We start from the raw sequence: 18733 nt of genomic DNA on the forward strand, positions 1-18733 counted from the left end.
CAGGACGATCCAGGCCAAGCCATCCGCCTGCACTGGACCTGCATTTCTAGCGCGCTCCGAAGGATCCGGGCTTCTGCCCGGATCGGCGAGGCAGAACAGAAGCGGCCGGACAAGGGCCGAACCAGACAGCCACCCGGCCAGCCTGAGGGCTGGGGCGTGGCGCCGCCGGCGGGGCCGGCGCCTGCCCGCGCGGATCGCAAAGCGGCGCGGTTCGCGCGGGCCTTCGGGCCGGTCAATTGAGGGGGAAAGTCGCCTCCCTCATCCAGCCGCCTGCAGCTCCTTCTTGCGGGCCGGCCGGCGGCGTGGCCGGCGTTGCGGCGCAAGCTTCAGCATCACCGGCGGCTCGCTCGACAGGGCGCCCGTCACGGCGCTGACCATGCCATGGGCGACGAAATCGGCGTTAAGCCCGGCGGCAAGTTCGGCCGCGGCCTTGGCGTCGCTGTTGCCGATTTCCGACCAGGACACGATGCCGACCCTGAGACGCGGTTTCAGCCGCTTCAGCCGCCGCACCATGAAGCGCGCGTGCTTGGTGGAGTCGCGGTTGAGGAAACCGATCACCACCGTATCGACGCCGCTCAGGTCGAGGCGGCGGATCCCGGCAGGTTCGAGGTCAATGAAACTCGCTCTCGACACTTCGGCGCCCTGCACCTCCAGCACCTGCGCCAGCATCGCGGCGGCGGCGTCGTCGAGCTCGCCCCGCCCGCCGGCGCAAAGCACGGAGAAGCCCACGCCATCCGGAAGATCGACCTCCTCGGATAGAAGCTCCTTGCCGTCGCCGGCCTTCCGATCGTTCGCCTTGCCTTCAGCAGCCTTGCCCGCGGTGATCTTGGCTGAGGCTGCCTTGCCCGGCGAGGCCTCGGCCGAGGCAGTGGCTGCCTGCTGGTCGTCTTCCTCGTCGGCTTCCGCCTCCTCCGCTTCCTCCTGGGCGCTGCCGTCCAGATTGGCGACCAGCGTCAGCGCGCTCGCCGCGACCTGTTTGCGCTGCTCGTCATCCATGACGCCGCGCATGCGGTCCTGCTCGCCAAGCAGCAGCGCCGGAATCGCCACCTGGTCGTAGAACTCGAACAGGTATTTTTCTTCGAGCATCTCCTCGGCGTGGTCGGTCGCCTCGTCTGGATCGGCGGCGAGCAGCCGCTGATAGAGACGCGCATGCGGCTCCAGCACCGGCTCGTTGCCGAACAGCACGTCGAGGAACTCGAACTGGGGCACGTGGCGGCCGAGGACCACGAGGCAGACGGTGAGCGGCGTGGACAGCACCAGGCCGATCGGCCCCCAGAGCCAGGTCCAGAAGATCGCCGCGACGATGATGGCGAGCGGCGAGAGGCCGGTGCGCGAGCCATAGAGCCATGGCTCGATGACGTTGCCGGTGATCAGCTCCATGGCGATGAACAGTGCCGCGGTCCACAGAAGCAGCGACCAGCCGGGCGCCACGGCCAGCGCCAGGAATAGCGGCAGCAGCGCGCCGATGATCGGGCCGATATAGGGAACGAAGCGCAAGGCGAGCGCCAGCAGGCCCCAAAGCAGCGCGTTGGGGATGCCCAGCACCCAAAGGCCGATGGTGATCGGGATGGCGTAGATGACGTTCACCACCAGCTGCATCAACAGATACTGGCCGACCCGCTTGCCGGCATCCTGCAGCGCCTGGGTGGTGCGGTGGAGATCGCCATAGCCGACGAGACGGATGAAGCGGTCGCGCAGATCCTCCCGCTCCATCAGCATGAAGATGACGACGACGACCACAAGGCCGGCCGAGCCGAGCGGGCTGAGCAGCGGCTCGATGACCTTTTGCAACACTTCGAGCGGCCTTTCCTGCGCGACGATCTCGACCGGGATCGGATCGCGCTTCGGCGTCTGGGCGGCGGACGGCAGTTGCGGCTCCTGGCGCTCGAATTCCTGGCCGACGCGCTCGATCACGCCGCTCAAGCGCGAGATGATGCCGTTGCCCAGCCCGTTTTCCTTCAGCGCGCGGATCTTTGTCAGGATGTTGATCTGATAGACGGGGATGTTCTGGGCGAGGTCGCTGACCTGCGTGGCCACCACGAAGGAGAACAGCGCAAGCGCGGCAAAGGCGCCCAAAACGCTGGCGATCACGGCAGGCAGGCGCGGAATGCCGACGCGTTTCAACGCCGACACGAGCGGCGCGATGGCGAAAGTCAACAGCAGCGCGACCGCGATCGGCAAGAACACCTCGCGCCCGAAATAGAGCGCCGCAACCGACGCGACGACGGTTGCGACCGTCGGCAGCGCCGTACGCGGATGGCTGCGCGAGGCAGCAAGCAGCCCCGCCAGCCCCGGTTCCGACTCGCGCGTGCCGTTCTGACGATTATCCGCCACCGTGAGTCTCCACCCTGCCCGCCATGATTGGCTTTCGCCGGCGTGCAACGCGCGGATCGGAGGATGGTTGCGAGGCGCGATCAGTTGGAGCGAGGACGAAGCGGCTGATGCAAATCTCCCCTTGCGGACAAGGGGAGATTTGAAGCGCTCGCCGCCGCACCTGAAGGTCCGTGCCCGGCTATTTTACCGGGATCATGAGATGCGCGTAGGGCGTGCCCGGCCACATCACGTAAGGCTTGGACGTGTCGGGCTTGGCATCGGTCGGATAGCCTTTCATCATGTCCATCGCGTTGACGATCATCACATGCGGCCCCGTCTCGATCCAATTGTTGCCTGCCTCGGGCTTCGTCGCATAAGGATCGGTATTGCTGCCGTCGGTGCCGCCGGACAGCATGTACATGAAGCCGACCTTGCCTTTGGGCGGTTCCTTCTTTTCCAGCCAGGCCATCGCCCATTCCATCGAGTTGGCATCGCCGCACATCGGATCCGGACCGGGCGAGGCCGGATTGTCCGGCATGCACCAGAAGCCGGTATTGCCCTCGCGCAGGGTGCGCATGTTCCCCTTTTCATCCATGGCGTAGACCGCAGCGCCACTCGCCACTGCGGCGGGTGCGGCGGACTCGGCGCTTTTGATCAGCGCAGCATCGTCGGCAGCTGCGCCCTGCATCGCAATCAAACTGCCCGCTGCCAACAGCGCAGCGACCGTCAGAAGCCGTTTCATGGCCGTTCTCCGGTTCGAGTTGATGTCTTTGTGCATGATGTCGGACGTCACGGCGTCCCAGAGCCGTTCGTCGGTGCACTGATCCTACCAGATTACCTGCAGGCGGACAATTTGCCTTTAGCGTTCGCCAATGTCCTTCCATGCTCTCGAACGCTGGCGAAACCGGCGGCTGAGCTCCTTCGTCATCCTGGGCGAAACGACGCGCGCAGACCCTAGGGTGCCGAAGCGTCGGCTGCCGCCGCCGTTGCTGCCGCCTCCCTTTATGTTGCACTGCGTTAGATTTGTTGCATTGCGGTATGAGCCTATAGGCGCGAGGCTTTACCCAAGGCGGGATACGAACGACCGTTGCGAGGTTCGCCTTCGTGTCAGCACCATCGCCGGACTTCCGGCCCGACATTGAGGGGTTGCGGGCGCTCGCCGTGGCGGGCGTTGTCGCCTTCCACTTCAGCCTCACCGCCCTGCCCGGCGGCTTTGCCGGCGTGGACATCTTTTTCGTCATCTCCGGCTACCTCATCACCCGCCATCTGGTCAGCGAGATTTCGCTCACCGGCCGGCTCGACCTCCTTCGTTTTTATGCCCGACGCGCGCGGCGGCTGCTGCCGGTGGCGCTGTTCGTCATCGCCGCTACGCTTGCCGTCGGCACGCTGATCCTGTCGCCGGAGGAGCAGGCGCTCTATTCCAAGGGCGCGATGTTCGCCTCCGCCTACATGATCAATCTGTGGCTGATCCGCTGGTCGTTCGACTATTTCGCCAACGACGCCGCCAACAATCCCTTCATCCACTATTGGTCGCTGTCGGTGGAGGAGCAGTTTTACCTCGCCTGGCCGGCGCTGCTGATGCTGGCGGCCTGGCTGAAGCCCGGCAAGCGGACGATCATGCTTGCGATCGGCATTGCCGGCCTGGTCTCCTTCGCGGTCTGCGCCTGGCTGACCCCCATTTCGCAGCCCTGGGCCTTCTACTTCTCGCCGCTGCGCGCCTGGGAATTCGCCGCCGGCGGGCTGGCTTCGATGGCGCCGGCATGGCTGCTCCAGAACCGCCCGCGGCTCGGGACGGCGTTCAGCCTCTGCGGGCTGGTCCTCATTGCCTTCGCTTACCTCACCTTCAGCGAGGAGGCTCCCTTCCCCGGTTTTCTGGCGCTCGTGCCCGTGGCCGGTACTGTCCTTCTCTTGCTGGCGGGCGCGGCCGGCGTCAGGGACGGCATTCTTGCACGCAATTTCGAACGGAAAACCGCGGGGCTCTTTTCCTCGAATTGCGTAAATGCCGCCCTGGCGCTGCCGCCCTTGCAGTGGATCGGAAAGGTTTCCTACTCTCTCTATCTCTGGCACTGGCCGGTGATCGTCTATGCCGGCATGCTGGTCGAGGAGCTGACTTTTGCGCAACGCCTCGCCTGCCTCGGGCTGACGTTGGCGCTCTCTGCGCTGAGCTATCATTTCATCGAGAATCCAATCCGCCGCAATGGCTGGCTTATGGCCAATGCGGCGCGGGCGCTGGTGCCGGCCCTCCTCCTGACCGGCACCGGCGTCGCAGCCGCCTACGGCAACGCAGCGCTTGCCGTGCGCGCCGAGGACCCCGAGCAGCGCGCGATCGCGGCAAGTGCGGCCGAGCCGGCCACCGCGCGCGCCAAGGCCTGCGTCGAGGGCTACGACACGGTGACGCCGAAACCCTGCGTGTTCGGCAATGGCCAGCGCGTGATCGCGCTGTTCGGCGATTCCCACGCCGATCACTGGTCGACGCCGCTGATCGAGGCGGGAAAGAAGAACGGCTACCGCGTCGAGACCTGGCTGAAGAGCTCGTGCCGGCCCTCACGGTTTTCCTATTTTGTCACGAAGCTCAACCGCGACTACCGCGAATGCGACCAATGGCGCGAACAGGCGATCAAGGAGATCGTCGCGGCCAGGCCTTCGCTGGTGGTGATCTCCGAACTGGCGCTGACCTCCTCGCGCAAGATGGCGGCGGGCAAGGGCGAGCCGGACACGCCGGACGCCGTATGGCGGGCCGGCCTGCGCTCGACGCTGACCAGCTTGAGCAAGGCCGGCCTGAAGATCGCCTTCATCCGCGACGTGCCCTTCAACGACGAGAACATCGACACCTGCGTGTCGCGCGCGCTGTGGCGCGACAAGGCGCCATCGCTCTGCGACCAGAGCCGCGCCTATGCCGCCAACGACCAGATGGCGGCGGTCGAGCGCGAGATCGTCACCAGCGTGCCCAATGCCACCTACGTCGACCTCACCGACCGCTTCTGCAACGCCACCACCTGCCACGTCTTCATCGACGGCCAGCTCGCCTTCCGCGACCAGCACCATCTGGCGACGCCTTTCGCGGAATCGCTGGAACCGGAGGTGGAAAGGCGCGTGATCTCGAAGGTGGGAAGGTAGGGCGCCGCCCTGTCGTTCGTCATCCTAGGGCGGAGCAAGGAGCGAAGCGACGCGCGCAGACCCTAGGATCCATGCCGTGACGCTAAGGCGTTGCAGCAGTAACAGAATTCTGCACCGTAGCGCTTCACGCCGAAGGTCACGGCATGGATCCTCGGGTCAAGCCCGAGGATGACGACCGTGCGAGCGTCGGCGTTCCTTCACACCCCCCTCTGTCCTGCCAGACATCCCCCGCAAGGGGGGAGATCAGCAGCTTCTGCTTACTCCGCCACAACCACAAAATGCTTGGTCACCGGCTCGAGGATCTTCCAGGTGCCCTTGAAATCGGCTTCGACCACGAAGGCGTCGCCGGGGCCGACCTCGACCGGCTCGCCGCCATCGGGCGTGATGAGGATGCGGCCGGCGATCATGTGGACGAATTCATAGTCGGTGTAGGTGGCGTGGTAGGTGCCGGGCGAAGCGCGCCAGGTGCCGGACATCACCTTGCCGTCCTCGCTGGTGTGCTGGACGGCGGTCTGCATGGTCGGCGATCCCTCGACCGCGATCCAGCCCGGCAGATCGCCGCCATCGCCATGCTCGACGGGGCCGAATTTCAGGATAGTGGGCTTGGTCATGGCAGGCTCCTGCGGTTGGGATTGGCTGGACGTGGCAATAGACGACGACGCCGAGCGCGCACGCGCTGCACGGCGACAGCAGGTGGCGATATGGCGACTCCGAAGATCGAAAACAGCGGGGCGAACAAAAGCGTGACCTTCCCCGCAAGGGCGAAGATCGTCAGCTTCGGCGCCGCTTCGCTCCTTGCTGGGCCCAGGATCGCCGCCCAACTTTCTCGGAACACCACCCGTCCCGAAACCGTTTGTGCCTCGAAGGGGCAACCATCGACCTCAAGGAGGCAGCGATGAAAAAGCTTCTGCTTGCTTCGATGATCGCCATCGCCTCGGCGTTTGCGATCGCGCCGGCGAGTGCCGGTAGCGTTCAGTTCGGCATCGGCGTCGGCCCCAGCTACGGCGATTACTATGGTGACTACTATGGCGGGTATTACCCTCACCGCTATTACCGACACGTCTACGATGACGACTACTACACTCCCTATCGCGAGCGTTATGTGGTGCGCTATCATAACCGGTATTATCGCGATCATTGCCGGATCAAGATCGTGAAGCACTGGCGCCACGGCCACCGCGTCATCGAAAAGATCCGCATCTGCCGGCGCTGACCGACCAGCGAGCGGACATCTCCCCGCGGCGAGGGGAGATGTCCGGCTGCGGTTGCGCCGCCTTGCAAATTCCCGCCAAAATGCCATCTAGAAGCCGGCATTCATAAGGAAAGCAAAAGTGACGCAGCGAAGCGGCAGCGCCGACCTGCCGCTGCATGGCGGGCGGGTTCCGAAATGGCTGGGCGATCGCATGACGAAGCTCGGCGCGGTGCTGTGCGAAGCCATCGTCCACCATTACGGCCGCGACGAGCTTTTGCGGCGCCTCGCCCATCCCTTCTGGTTCCAGTCCTTCGGCGCCGTGATGGGCATGGACTGGCACTCCTCCGGCATCACCACTTCCGTCATCGGCGCGCTGAAGCGGGGCCTCAATCCGATGGCCGGCGAGCTTGGCATCCATGTCTGCGGCGGGCGCGGCGCACATTCGCGCAAGACGCCGGGCGAGCTGCTGGCGATCGGCGACCATGTCGGCCTCGACGGCGAGGCTCTCGCCACCGCCAGCCGGCTGGTCGCCAAGGTGGACAGCGCCGCAGTGCAGGACGGCTACGACCTCTACCTGCACGGCTTCATCGTCAGCGATGACGGACGCTGGGTGGTGGTGCAGCAGGGCATGAACGGCGACGCCCGCCAGGCGCGCCGCTACCACTGGCTGTCGGAGGGGCTGGAAAGCTTCGTCGACCAGCCGCATGCGGCGATCGAGGGCGAACGCCAAGGCGAGATCGTCAACCTCACCGACCACCGCGCCGAGAAAGCCCGCGGGGGGCAGATCGCGCTTCTGAAGACGATGAGCCCGGAAAAGATCCTTAGCGAGCTTGCCGTTCTGGAGCCGCGAGCCGAAGCGCCGGAGCCGGCCGCGCAGCCGCTGTTGCCCAACCTCGTCATGCCCGCGCATCACGACGTGCGCGAGAGCGACATCGTCATGCGCCGCCTGCACGGCAACATTGCCGCCGCGATCGAGAGCGGCCCGAAGGATTTTCCCGAACTGCTGCTGGTGCCCGGCGTCGGCCCGCGCACGGTGCGCGCGCTCGCCATGGTCTCCGAGGTGGTGCACGGCGCGCCCTGCCGCTTCTCCGACCCGGCGCGCTTCTCGCTCGCCCACGGCGGCAAGGACCGCCACCCCTTCCCCGTGCCGCTGAAGGTCTATGACGAGACGATCTCGGTGCTGAAATCGGCGGTGAGCAAGGCCAGGCTCGGCCGCGAGGAAGAGCTGCAGGCGCTGAGGCGGCTGGACGGGGAGTCACGCCGGATGGAGCGCTATGTGACGGGGCCGAGCCTGAAGGAGATTGTCGCGGGCGAGATGGACCAGTCGCATTTGTTGGGGGGACGGAGCGTGTTTGGGTGGGAACCACCACCTGATAGCGACCCGAAGCCGCTGAAGAAAGGCGCTTGAGACACGGCTGAAACGGCGTCACGCAAAGCGCGCAGATAACCGCATCGATCGGCGCTGCCCCTCATTGCCCTGCCGGGCATTTCTCCCCGTCTAGTGACGGGGAGAAAGATGCTGTCACCGCCGCTTTCGCCAACCGCCAACGTCGCGGAATAGCTGCCAGCGTCGCGGCCATCCCTTCTCCCCGCCACTATACGGGGAGAAGGTGCCGGCAGGCGGATGAGGGGCAGCGCCGAGGCCAGAAGTTTTTGCGCGGTCGTCTTTCAATACGCTCTTCGGCAGTGGATCGTCGGAATAAATAACAATGTGAACTTGTCCTTCGGCACGTCGTTTAATCAATGCTGGGATTGGGAGAGCGCCGCAGCCGCCTCCTTGCTTCCACCTTCAGCGGCCAGTTTTAGCCACTTTAAACTCTCGCTGGCGTCGGCTCTCACCCCGTCCGTCCCGGCGCCGTAGGCCTTTGCAACCATAAGCTGGTATGGCGCCGCTGGATCGGCGCCTTCCTCGACAACCAGCGGGCCCCACGAGCCAAGCCGACGGAACCAGTAAGTCGCGTCCGCATCACTCTTGTGAACTCCGCCCCATCCGTAGGCGTAGATTGACCCGACGAGCATCTGGGCAGTTCCGTCCCCGAGCTGCGCCAGCGGTTTCAGGCTCGCCAAAGCAGCGGTGCCATCCTCCCGTTTCAGCGCTTGTACGCCGCTATTCATTTGGCTGTTTCGCAGCAGCAGCAACCCCGCGCCAATTGCCGCCACTACGACCAAGCCCATCAGGAACCGAGCAATCAACCTGGTCATGGAGCTTGCCTCATCTCCTCCTCTCGCCGCGAATAGCCCAAAGCCCCCACCCTTGGCAAAAGTCGGCGTGTCCTGCCGCTCGCCAAACGGCTTGATGCGGAACAGATCGTATTCGAACAGCCTGATCCGGTATTTGCCTTGCTCATGGGTCAACTTCTGCGCTTCGAGGCTAAAGCGATAGATCGCGGTTTCGACGGTGAATTCGACCTCGACGGTCTTTTCCAGTTCTCAGGGTTTCTTCATTGGGCGCTCACGAGTGGAGCGACTTGGTCGCGGCCGACCGGCTGCTCCATCTTCAATCCGGCGCGGATAACGGTCATCGCCAGCTCGATTTCAGGTGCCCCCAGGCCGCCTTAAGCACAAACAGCAGTGTCATCAACATTGCGGTGTTGAGAACAGGATGGGCGTTAAACACTGTCGCAATTACTGCAGCGACGGCCGATCATGAACCGGAAACAAGTCTAATGAAACGCATTCAGTCACTCCAGTTGCATAGTCAGATAAGCAGCTTTCGATCCGGCGCAAGTTTGGCACATCGCTTTCCCCTCACCCTACCTTCCTCCCCATCATCATCCCGTAATGCACCGCCAACAAATCCAGCCCGACCTTCAGCAGCTTGACCACCACATCGCGCCCGTCGCCGCTGCGTTCGGCGATGGCCTTCACCGACTGGCCTTCGAGGCAGGTTTTGCGCACCACCTCCGCCACCTCCCAGTGGGCGAGTGCTGCCGCGGCGTGGGCGTGCGCCCGGCCGGCTGAGAGCACGCGGTCGGGCACGCCGCCGCCGACGCGGCCGCCGTCGACGCGCTCGCTCCAGGATTGCGGCTGCAGGCCCTCGCGGGCGGAGCGCTCGAACTCATCGCGAAAACGCTGGCCGGCCTCGCGCTGCTGGCGGCTGAGAGAGGTGATGCCGACCAGCGGATCGACATTGCGCAGGCGCACGATGCCGCCGGTCGAGGTGTAGCCGCCGTTCGACACCTCGTAGACACGGCGCGCCTCGGCCGTGCCGGGGGTGAGGCGCTGGCGGCCGAAGGCGTCGGGCTTCAGCGCGAAGTCATGGCCGATCTCGCGGCGGATGCGCACCTGTTCGGCCTCGCCTTTGGGGAGTTTCGGGGGTTGCGGTTTCTTGGCGGCTTTGCGGGGCATGGGCGGTGTCCTTTGTGGTGGGTGGTGTGAGTGACCAACGGGAGAGGCTGCGTTCCTTCGCGCCCCCCTCTGCCCTGCCGCGCATCTCCCCACTTTGGGGGGAGATTGGCAGCTTGGGCGCCCCGGCTCAGACCTGCGAGGGTGGAGGTTGGCGAAAGCGGTGGCGAAGTCTGATCTCCCCCCTTGTGGGGGAGATGTCCGGCAGGACAGAGGGGGGCGCTGTCCTGCCGGGCGTGTCGATCATAGTCGGCGGCGTTCCTCCGCTCCGTCGCGGCTGCGCCGCGCCACCTCTCCCCCGTATTGCGGGGGCGAGGAACTCGCGCCAAGCAAAGCACTCCGCTTCGCCAACAGCTCCCGCATCAGCCGCCGTTCCCGCACCTCGATCGAAAGCTGGGCGCTGGACGGGCAGAACTGGGCGTTGTCGACCTTCGCCTCGCCGCGGATGAAGCGCTGGATCGCGGCTTGCACATCGGCAAGCTCGGCATCCTGCACGGCTGCGAGATAGCCGCGCAGCTGCATCTCGGCATCAGCGAGCGCGGATTGCGGGAAGCAACTGAACATCGCGGCCAGAGCTTTCGCCGCCTGCTGCAATTCGGCTGCGGTCATTGATCTCCTCGATGATGGCGTTGGCGGCATCGACATGGGTCTTGCGGCGATACCAGTTCTGTCCGGCTGAACGGCCCGAAAATGATTTCTCGTTCTTTTGCCGCGGAGCGGCAGCCCGGGAAGAAAACGCCGGGGCGTTTTCTCCCGATGGATCTATGGCTATTGGATACTTGGATTCTGGATACTTGGATTCTGGACTCTGGGGTTTATCCTCCCCCTTATCTTCCCCCTTTACCCGTGGCTTATCCGAAGGCGAAAAAGCGCTTTCTTTCGAGAGGCTTGGGTTGCCGCCCTTGAGGCCGTTGCGGCGCGCCGCGCGGGCCTTGCGAGCATCGGCAATCATGCGACGGGAATAAATCCGGCCTTGGCGGTCGCGCGAGAAGACACCGTTCTGCTCGAGCTCGGCAAGCAGCGCCGCAAGCTCAGCCTCGCGACAACCGGCGAGGCGGGCCAGCGCTGACTCATCCAGCCCCTTGCCGGCGATCGCGACATAGCCGACCGGCTGATGCGCGGCGGCAATGCAGAGCATCCGCATCCACAGGCCTTGGGCCGCCAGCGAGCAGAGGCGCAAGTTTGGATCGGACTCCCAATCCGACCAGAAAAACTTCGACCAGGTCGTACCGCTCATGGGGTGGGCTCGCGAAAGCGCCGGAGCTCGAATCTCCCCCCTTGCGGGGGAGATGGCCGCCGCGCGTGAAGCGCCAACGCCCACTGCCGTTCAAAGGGGATCCTGCCGCCTGAGAGGACCCCCTCTGTCGCCTTCGGCGACATCTCCCCCTCAAGGGGGGAGATTTGCGCCTCGCCCATCACATCCCCCTCCCGCGATGGCCGTGAAACCGCGCATGATGATGCGCGCAGTAGGAGCGCGTGGCCGACGTCGGCAGGCCGCAGCAGAGCATGTCGGGACCAGGCCGCGCGCCGACAGGATCCTCGTCCGCCTCCTCGCGCAGCGCGAGATCGATCGGCGCGCGGCAGCGCTTGAACAGGCAATCGAGGAAGCGCATCGCCGCGACATGCGGCTGGCGCCCGGGCGGGACCGGAGGCGGCGGCGCGGGGAGCTTGTAGAGCTGGACGTCGGACTTTTCGCGGGTGCCGGGGGAAAGCCAGGCGGGCAGCATGCTGCGCGCGGGTTTGCGGGCTTTGGATTTTTTGGGTTTGGATGGAGTGCGGGCATCCGGCTGCGTGGATAGCTCAACAGCCGATAGGTTGGCGGGACAGCACCCCCCTCTGCCCTGCCGGGCATCTCCCCCGCAAGGGGGGAGATTGGCAGTTGCGGCGCCGGCGTCCTCAATCAGTTCGGCATGCCTGGAAAGCGCTGCCGGCTCGGAGAGCGTGACACCTCCAGCCGCCACCCTGCCCCGCCGGCCCGGCCGGTCCGGCCGCACATGTTTCCGCGGCCTGCCGCCGGCGCGGCCACCCTTCGGGTTGGCGAAGCCGATGGCACGAAGGCCGGCGTTGCGGTGCACGATGCCGATAATGGCGTTGCGCGAGACCGGGCTGCCGCGCAGCGCGCTGAAGCGGCCGGCAATGCGCGAGGCCGATAGCCCCTCCTTCAGCCAGGCGGCGATCTCGTCGATTTCCTTTTCGGTGTAAGCGGCAGCCATGTCTCCTTCCATTGCTTGCGAAGGGTTGCGAAGCGCTCGGCATGTGGCCAAGCGCCAGGGTTCGGCCGCGGGGCCGTTGGTCAGGTCAGGGGAACGGTTCGGATCAGGCGGCGCCGGGCGCCGCACCAAGCAGGCGAAGAAGGGCCGCCTCGGCGGTGGCCCGGGTCAGGCCCGACACCGCCAGGCCCGCCCTGCGGTCGAACAGGATGACGGTGCCGTCCTCGGTGCGGATGCAGGAGACGAGCCGGCCCGAAATGGGGGCCGGAGCCGGGGGAGGAGCGGCTCCGGCCGTTCCGGTGAACCGGGGTGCGGGCGGTTCGACCGGATCCGGGGCAGAGGCCCCGGAAAGCGTCCGGACCGGGGAGGAGGACGGCCCGGACGATTGGAATTCGACAGGCGAGGCAAGCGCGTTCATGCCGCCTCCCCTTGCATGGCGGCAGCGGCGCGATGGCCCGCCAGCCATTCGTAGCTGATGCCGGCAATGCCGCGCCTGCGGCTCGCGGCCACCACATGCGGCCAGTGCTGCGGCGCGATGCGTCCGCGACGGCGCATCTGGCGGGCGGCTTCATAGCCGCAGCCGACATCTGCGGCGAAGGCGCCGATACTCTGCCAGGAATCAATTAGCCCCGAGATGCTCGTGGGCAGCCCCGAGATGCTCGTGGGCAGCCCCGAGATGCTCGTGGGCAGCCCCGGCCCATTCGCGGCCGAGATACTCGCACGGAATGCGGAAATGCTTGCGGTAGGCTCATTCATGCGCTAAGCGTACGTTATGTACGAATAGCGCGCAAGCGAAATCGTACAATTTGGACGATAATTTCAGGCATTTTGTACGATGATGGATTCTCGGCACAGATTGCAGCAGGCGCGCGCCCAGGCCGGCTACGCCTCGCCCAGCGATGCCGCGCGGGCCTTGCGCGACATCAACAAGAACACGCTTATCAGCCATGAGAACGGCAACCGGCCGCTGTCGCGCAAGGCGGCGGAGAAATACGGCCGGCTGTTCGGCGTCGACCCCGGCTGGCTCTTGTTTGACGCCGACGGCGTCGAGGCCGCGCCTGTGAACCTCGCCGCCTCGCCCATCACCATCGACGTGCCGATCGTATCGTGGATCAGCGCCGGCGAGCTCGGCAGCCAGGACAGCGTGGTCAACCTTTCGGACTACCCGACCATCCCCACCGCCGATCTCGAGGAAGGCGAGTGGATTGCGCTGCGCGTCGACGGACCGTCGATGAACAAGATCTCGCCGCCGGATTCAATCATCTTCGTCAACCTGCGCGACAAGCGGCTGGTGACCAATGGCTGCTATGTGATCGCCGACGAAACCGGCCGTGCCACCTACAAGCGCTACCGCCCGAACGACACCCCGCCCTTCCAGCCGGCGTCCTATCTCGACATTCCGCCGCCGGAGCTCGAAGGGGCGATCACCATCATCGGGCGGGTCAAGCGCTCAATGATCGATATGTGAGAGACAATCTCGCTGAGAAACCACCGCTCAACGAAGAACAAGAAGAACTTCGCGTTGCCAAGCTTTGAGGGTTGCGTTCTTTGGCCGAGAGCGAGCACAGGATAGCGTTCGCAATTTCTGCTTGCATTTCGGAACAAAAACGGAACTATAGGTAATTGCAGCCGCTGCCGCGGCAACTCCGGGGGGAGGATCAAAACATGTCACGCCGCACCGGCGCGTTCGCCCGCGCATTCGTTGCATGGCTTTCATTTGGCCCGCTTTTGGCGCCGGCGGGAATAGTGGTGCTGCTTGGCGGGCTTCGCAGTCCGGCGCTCGCAGAGAGCAAGGATTACGCTACTTGCTTCAGCGACGGCGCCGTCTCCGCCGACCAGCAGATTAGCGCCTGCACGGCCATCGCCGAGGACAGCGCCGAGATTCCCGATCTTCGCGTTAACGCCTATTTCTGGCGTGGCCTGGCTTACACGCAGAAGAACGATATCGACCGCGTCATCGCCGACATGACCGAGGTGCTCGCGCTTGATCCGACATACGTGCCCGCCTTTACCAATCGCGCCATTGCCTGGGAGAGCAAGGCAGATTTCGAGCGAGCCGTCGCGGACTACACTCGCGCAATCGCGCTCACGCCGGACGATGCCAACCTCTATGCCGACCGCGCCAGGGCACTCAACAAGAAAGGCGAGCACGACCGTGCGATTGTCGAATGCGACAAGGCGATCGACATCGATCCCGCCAACGAGATGGCCTATGGCGTGCGGGGCGTCGCCTGGGAGGACAAGGGCGACGCCACGCGGGCCCAAGCCGACTATGACAAAGCAGAGAGCGTCCGCGCGGACCCCATCACGCCTTACCATGACCGCGCACTTTCATGGATCGCCAAGGGCGAGCGCAGGCGCGCGGAAGCCGATTGCAAGCACATCGCCGGCGTCGATGCAGACAAAGGGCGTGATTGCTCACGCCGGATCGCCGAGGCTTTTGGCGAGCCGCGCGACGGAGGTGGCGAGAAAACCGCCACCGCCCAAAATGCGGTCGGCATAGAATGGCAGGAAAAGGGCGACCATACCCGCGCCATCGCCGCATTCGACGAGGCGATCCGGCTCAATCCAGCAAGTTCCGCATTTTACTTCAACCGCGCCAAGAGCTGGGGCTTAAAGAAGAATTATGCCCGCGCTATCGCCGATCTGGATGAAGCCGTACGCCGCGACCCGGCCAACGCCCCGGCTTACCGCGTGCGCGGCATGACTATGGCTCGAGTCGGCAATTCGAAAGAGGCGCTTGCCGATCTCGACAAAGCGATTTCCATCAGTTCCGACGATCCAAAATCGTATTTCGAGAGGGCGCTTGTCTGGGAGGCGAGCGATCCTGATAAGGCAATAGCGGACCTGGACAAGGCAATCGCGCTCGACCCGGCCAACGCGGACTACCGAAAGGAACGGCTGAGCGTCCAGATTGGCAAGCGCAGGGCCGAGGGGCAACCCGTGCTGCAGTCACCGGGCGCTACGACCGGTCAGGCTCATGTCCCAATCCCAGCTGAGCCGCAGGCGGCCAAGCCTATCGCGCCTCCCACGTATGAGCCGCCGCAACTCTATGCCAAGCGCGACAATTCCGCCGCCATCGACTGGAATATGAAATCGGGGTTGCAGCAGATGCAGGTCGACCCCAAGGGCGCGATAGATACATTCAGCTTTGTCATCGGCCTCGATCCCTACAACGCCGATGCCTACTACCACCGATCCATCGCGGAGGCCTTGCTTGGCAATTTCGACCTCGCCGTCGGCGACTGCCGGCGAGCCGTCGAGCTCGACCCGAAGCGGGCAGGCACGTGCAGGGAACACCTGCCCGGCGAGCAAGGCAAGCCGACCGCCGCGAAGCCAGGCAGGGATCCGGCGACCGCCAGGATCCTGCTCGAGCGCGCCCAGATGCGGCTGTCGAAATATGGCGTGGACGGCGCATTGCTCGATTTCGACAAGGCCATCAGCCTCGATCCCGAAAACGCCGACGCCTATTTCGGTCGCAGCCGCGCCCGGATGCTCAAGGGCGATCAGGCCGGCGCGGCAGTCGATTGCCGGCGTGCCATCGAACTCGACCTGAAGCGGACTGGAAGCTGTGACGAGCAGGCTGCCGTTGGCGAAAACAGGCCGGCGCCGCCAGTGGGCATGCAACAGTTGCAGCCCTCTGTTGCGGCCGCCGTTGAAACCTTGGCCAAGCAACTCGGCCAAGGCAAAGCGAGCCCAACGCGAATACTGTCCGCTTCAAAGATGCTGGAGGCGGCCGAGGCGACCGACCCACGTGTCCTGAGCGCGGTGCAGAGCGGCGACACCTTTTCGGACGCGGGCAAATATGACCATGCCATCGCAGAATATGAGCAGGCGATCGCGCTCGACCCCAGTAGCCCATTCGCCTATTTCGGCCGCGGCAAGGCCTTGGCCGCCAAGCGCGCCTACGACCTGGCGATCGCCGACTACGATCGGGTGATCCAGCTCGTTCCGGATCTGGTCTCGGCCCATATTCGCCGGGGGATGGCCAAAACCATGTCGGGCGATGTCGAGGGCGCGCTTGCCGATTGCGGCCATGCCGCCACGCTCGACCCGAAGGCGCGCGACGCGTTCTTTTGCAAGGGCATGGCCTGGCACGCCAAGGGCGACGGCGGGCGGGCGATCGCCGCCTATTCATTAGCGATCGCGATCGATCCGAAAGACGCCGCCAGCTATTATGGGCGCGGCATGGCACGGGCCGACAGGAAGGACTATGACGGCGCCATCGCCGATTTCGACCGGGCAATCGACCTCGACCCGCACAATCCGGATTACCTGGTCAGCCGCAAGGCGGCCGACGCGGCAAGAGGAAAAGGCGATGTCGCGGCCGAAGCCGGCGGGCCTGATCCGAAGAAGCTCAAGGCTTTCATCGATCTCGGCGATGCCCTCTACAAGAGGCACAAATATGATCGCGCCATTGCCGAATACAGCAAAGCCATCAGGCTCGATCCGAAAATGGCGTCCGCATATCTGGGGCGCGGCATGTCGCTGGTAGCGAAGGGCAAGTATGACGCGGCCATCGACGATTACGGCAAGGTGATCGAACTCTATCCTGCCTACGTCGAAGCTTACCTCGGCCGCGCCGTCGCCTGGAGCAAGAAGAACGAACTGGATCGAGCGATCGCCGATTTCAGCCGCGCGGCCAAGATCGACCCCAGTTCTGCGCCGATCTATTTCGGGCGTGGCAGCGCCTGGCTCGCCAACGGCGATTACGACCAGGCGATTGCGGACTACGACCAGGCGCTCAAGCTGGATCCAAGGCTGGCCCTAGCCGAGAAGGGCCGCAAGCTCGCCGTGGCGGCCAAACGCAAGTCAGCCGGAAGCGATCCTGTCGGCTCTGACCAGAGCAAGTTGAAGACCATCGTCGACCACGGCTACGTCTGGTACAAGAAACGCAAGTATGCACGCGCCACCGCCGCGTTCGAACAGGCCATCGCGCTCGATCCGAAAAACCCCGCCGGCTATCGCGGACGGGCGATGGTCCGCACCGACACCCATGACTATGATGGCGCCATTGCCGATTTCAGCAAGGTCATCGAACTCGCGCCGAAGAGCAGCGATGCCTATTTTGGGCGTGCCGCTTTGTGGGGGAAGAAAAACGAGCTTGACCGGGCGTTAGCCGACTATGACCGAGGCCTGGAGATCGATCAGAGTTGGAGCATGGCCTACTACGGACGGGCAACCAAAAGGCTGGAGAAGGCCGATTACGAGGGTGCGATGACAGACTTCGACAAGGCGATCGAACTGGATCCCAAAGTCGCGCGCTTCTACGTCGATCGCGGCTTTGCCTATGCGGCAAAAAAGGACATCGACAGCGCAACGCGAGACTTCAACAAGGCGATCAGCCTGGACCGGAAGAAGAGCGCTGGCGCCCATTTCGGTCTAGGTGCAATCAAGGAAAGCCAAGGCGACCACGATGGCGCCATCGCCGAGTACAGCCGCTCTATCGAGATCGACCCGACATATGCCGACGCCTACGATTTGAGGGCACATTCCTGGAGAGCTAAGGGCGATTTGAAGCGCGCCGAGGCCGACCGCAAGAAGGCGCTGAGCCTCGGACTGAACTAGACAGGCATTTTAGAGGGGCGGATGTCGCGTGGGAAATGGTTGCAGGTGGAGGCGGTCGTCCCCTTTGAGCTTCGTTGAGGCAAAAGTGCTACCAGCGATGTTCGGCGACGGCAGATATCACCATGAGTCGGTGGCGAAGCCGCCCCAGCCTGTGACCACCGCCTACATCGATGCCTAGATCCGGAAGCAGGATCTCCAGATCGTTGAGGCTATCGCACGCGAATTTCCGGACGACTACGATGCGATGCTGCGCAAGATCACTGCCGCCGCCCAGACCGGAAGCCAAACAGAAGTGCGCAATACCAGCAGACAGGCGGTCGCCGATCTGCGGCACAGATATGCACCGCTCCTGCTTTCAGCTCCGGACGCGCGGTCTCGCAAGCGCTTTCGGCGCAACTCGACATGCTCAATCATGTCATTGCGCGCGAAACGCCGGCCACCTGCAACAATTACCTGCGCTACGGGTAGGTCTCGAAGTATGGCCTTTCCTTCAACGCCTTGCCGTTGCGGTCGAGCAGTATTCCCGAGGCAAACAAACACCCGCCCATCGCTTCCATCTTCGCCATGTCCATGGTTCCGATGGCGCCGTTAGCACCCTTCAAAAAATGCCGGTCGTTCAGCGCCGGCTTGGTGAGCGTGTCCTTGTTCGCCGCGATCAGCGGGTCGCCTGCGTGCTTCGCGCGGTCGACGGCGAAGGCGTAGCCGGCCCGCGTTCCTCGAAAAAAGCAGCGGCGGCTTGTCGGTTGGCGCCAAGGAACGCGTTTCCGGAAATGATCAAGGTAGTGTGCTCGTCCGGCAGCCGTAATCGGCGTAACGGAAGCTGCGCTGCTCCAAGCTTCCAAGCCCGGCCTCAACGCCTTCCAGGTCGAGTCTTCGGGCGTGACGTCGACCGCACCGGGCAAACCGTTTCCCCAATCCGCAGAAGAGCGGCCCATCTCTCTTAGGAGATGCCGGTCGTTATAAGATTTTTACCAGTTTCTTATAATGC

At 64.4% G+C, this 18733-nt stretch carries 17 protein-coding genes; 5 read left to right on the forward strand and 12 right to left on the reverse strand.

The annotated features are described in order from the left end of the window. Positions 1 to 258: 258 nt before the first annotated feature. On the reverse strand, positions 259 to 2334 hold the full coding sequence (locus CK215_RS20165; RefSeq protein ID WP_095831948.1) for an AI-2E family transporter: 2076 nt from the start codon (positions 2332 to 2334) through the stop codon (positions 259 to 261). Positions 2335 to 2512: 178 nt separating this feature from the next. Then, positions 2513 to 3055, reverse strand: coding sequence for a hypothetical protein (locus tag CK215_RS20170; protein ID WP_095832034.1), 543 nt, complete (start codon positions 3053 to 3055; stop codon positions 2513 to 2515). A 362-nt stretch (positions 3056 to 3417) separates the two neighbouring features. On the opposite strand from CK215_RS20170, the gene CK215_RS20175 reads away from it, so the two are divergent. Beyond that, positions 3418 to 5430, forward strand: a complete 2013-nt coding sequence (locus CK215_RS20175; RefSeq protein WP_095831949.1) for an acyltransferase family protein — start codon at positions 3418 to 3420, stop codon at positions 5428 to 5430. 257 nt (positions 5431 to 5687) lie between these two features. Here the strand turns inward: CK215_RS20175 and CK215_RS20180 are convergent, their stop codons facing one another. Continuing rightward, on the reverse strand, positions 5688 to 6041 hold the full coding sequence (locus tag CK215_RS20180; RefSeq protein ID WP_095778861.1) for a cupin domain-containing protein: 354 nt from the start codon (positions 6039 to 6041) through the stop codon (positions 5688 to 5690). 284 nt (positions 6042 to 6325) lie between these two features. On the opposite strand from CK215_RS20180, the gene CK215_RS20185 reads away from it, so the two are divergent. Both CK215_RS20185 and CK215_RS20190 read left to right on the forward strand, forming a co-directional pair. Beyond that, entirely contained in the window at positions 6326 to 6643 is a 318-nt protein-coding gene (locus CK215_RS20185) for a hypothetical protein (RefSeq protein WP_066999538.1), read from the forward strand. A 118-nt stretch (positions 6644 to 6761) separates the two neighbouring features. Then, entirely contained in the window at positions 6762 to 8030 is a 1269-nt protein-coding gene (locus CK215_RS20190) for a DUF763 domain-containing protein (RefSeq protein ID WP_095831950.1), read from the forward strand. A gap of 332 nt (positions 8031 to 8362) precedes the next feature. On the opposite strand, the gene CK215_RS20200 is transcribed toward CK215_RS20190, so the two are convergent. The 7 genes from CK215_RS20200 to CK215_RS20235 form a co-directional block, all read right to left on the reverse strand. Beyond that, a complete protein-coding gene (locus CK215_RS20200; RefSeq protein WP_095831951.1) occupies positions 8363 to 8977 on the reverse strand; it encodes a sel1 repeat family protein in 615 nt (204 codons plus the stop codon). Positions 8978 to 9370: 393 nt separating this feature from the next. Then, complete coding sequence (locus tag CK215_RS20205) at positions 9371 to 9970, reverse strand: DUF6456 domain-containing protein (RefSeq protein ID WP_095831952.1); 600 nt, start codon at positions 9968 to 9970, stop codon at positions 9371 to 9373. A gap of 240 nt (positions 9971 to 10210) precedes the next feature. Continuing rightward, positions 10211 to 10576: a hypothetical protein gene (locus CK215_RS20210; protein WP_141245497.1), complete on the reverse strand. Its 366-nt coding sequence runs from the start codon at positions 10574 to 10576 to the stop codon at positions 10211 to 10213. Further along, positions 10497 to 11204 (reverse strand): hypothetical protein, encoded by a 708-nt coding sequence (locus CK215_RS20215; protein WP_095831953.1) that lies wholly within the window; start codon positions 11202 to 11204, stop codon positions 10497 to 10499. The genes CK215_RS20210 and CK215_RS20215 overlap by 80 nt, the downstream gene beginning before the upstream one ends. 178 nt (positions 11205 to 11382) lie before the next feature. Beyond that, positions 11383 to 12180 (reverse strand): GcrA cell cycle regulator, encoded by a 798-nt coding sequence (locus tag CK215_RS20225; protein WP_095832035.1) that lies wholly within the window; start codon positions 12178 to 12180, stop codon positions 11383 to 11385. 103 nt (positions 12181 to 12283) lie between these two features. Then, positions 12284 to 12595, reverse strand: coding sequence for a hypothetical protein (locus tag CK215_RS30830; RefSeq protein ID WP_141245498.1), 312 nt, complete (start codon positions 12593 to 12595; stop codon positions 12284 to 12286). Further along, positions 12592 to 12933: a hypothetical protein gene (locus tag CK215_RS20235; protein WP_245418743.1), complete on the reverse strand. Its 342-nt coding sequence runs from the start codon at positions 12931 to 12933 to the stop codon at positions 12592 to 12594. The genes CK215_RS30830 and CK215_RS20235 overlap by 4 nt, the downstream gene beginning before the upstream one ends. 79 nt (positions 12934 to 13012) lie before the next feature. Here CK215_RS20235 and CK215_RS20240 point away from each other — a divergent pair, with 79 nt between their 5' ends. Together CK215_RS20240 and CK215_RS20245 are read left to right on the forward strand one after the other, a co-directional pair. Further along, complete coding sequence (locus CK215_RS20240) at positions 13013 to 13645, forward strand: S24 family peptidase (RefSeq protein ID WP_095831955.1); 633 nt, start codon at positions 13013 to 13015, stop codon at positions 13643 to 13645. Between the two features lie 197 nt (positions 13646 to 13842). Further along, entirely contained in the window at positions 13843 to 17745 is a 3903-nt protein-coding gene (locus tag CK215_RS20245; RefSeq protein WP_141245499.1) for a tetratricopeptide repeat protein, read from the forward strand. A gap of 88 nt (positions 17746 to 17833) precedes the next feature. Here the strand turns inward: CK215_RS20245 and CK215_RS30835 are convergent, their stop codons facing one another. Continuing rightward, a complete protein-coding gene (locus CK215_RS30835) occupies positions 17834 to 18079 on the reverse strand; it encodes a hypothetical protein (RefSeq protein WP_141245500.1) in 246 nt (81 codons plus the stop codon). A gap of 124 nt (positions 18080 to 18203) precedes the next feature. Next, positions 18204 to 18647: a hypothetical protein gene (locus CK215_RS20250; RefSeq protein WP_095831957.1), complete on the reverse strand. Its 444-nt coding sequence runs from the start codon at positions 18645 to 18647 to the stop codon at positions 18204 to 18206. Positions 18648 to 18733 lie beyond the last annotated feature (86 nt).

It is taken from the genome of Mesorhizobium sp. WSM3864, from assembly GCF_002294955.1.
GTDB lineage: Bacteria > Pseudomonadota > Alphaproteobacteria > Rhizobiales > Rhizobiaceae > Mesorhizobium.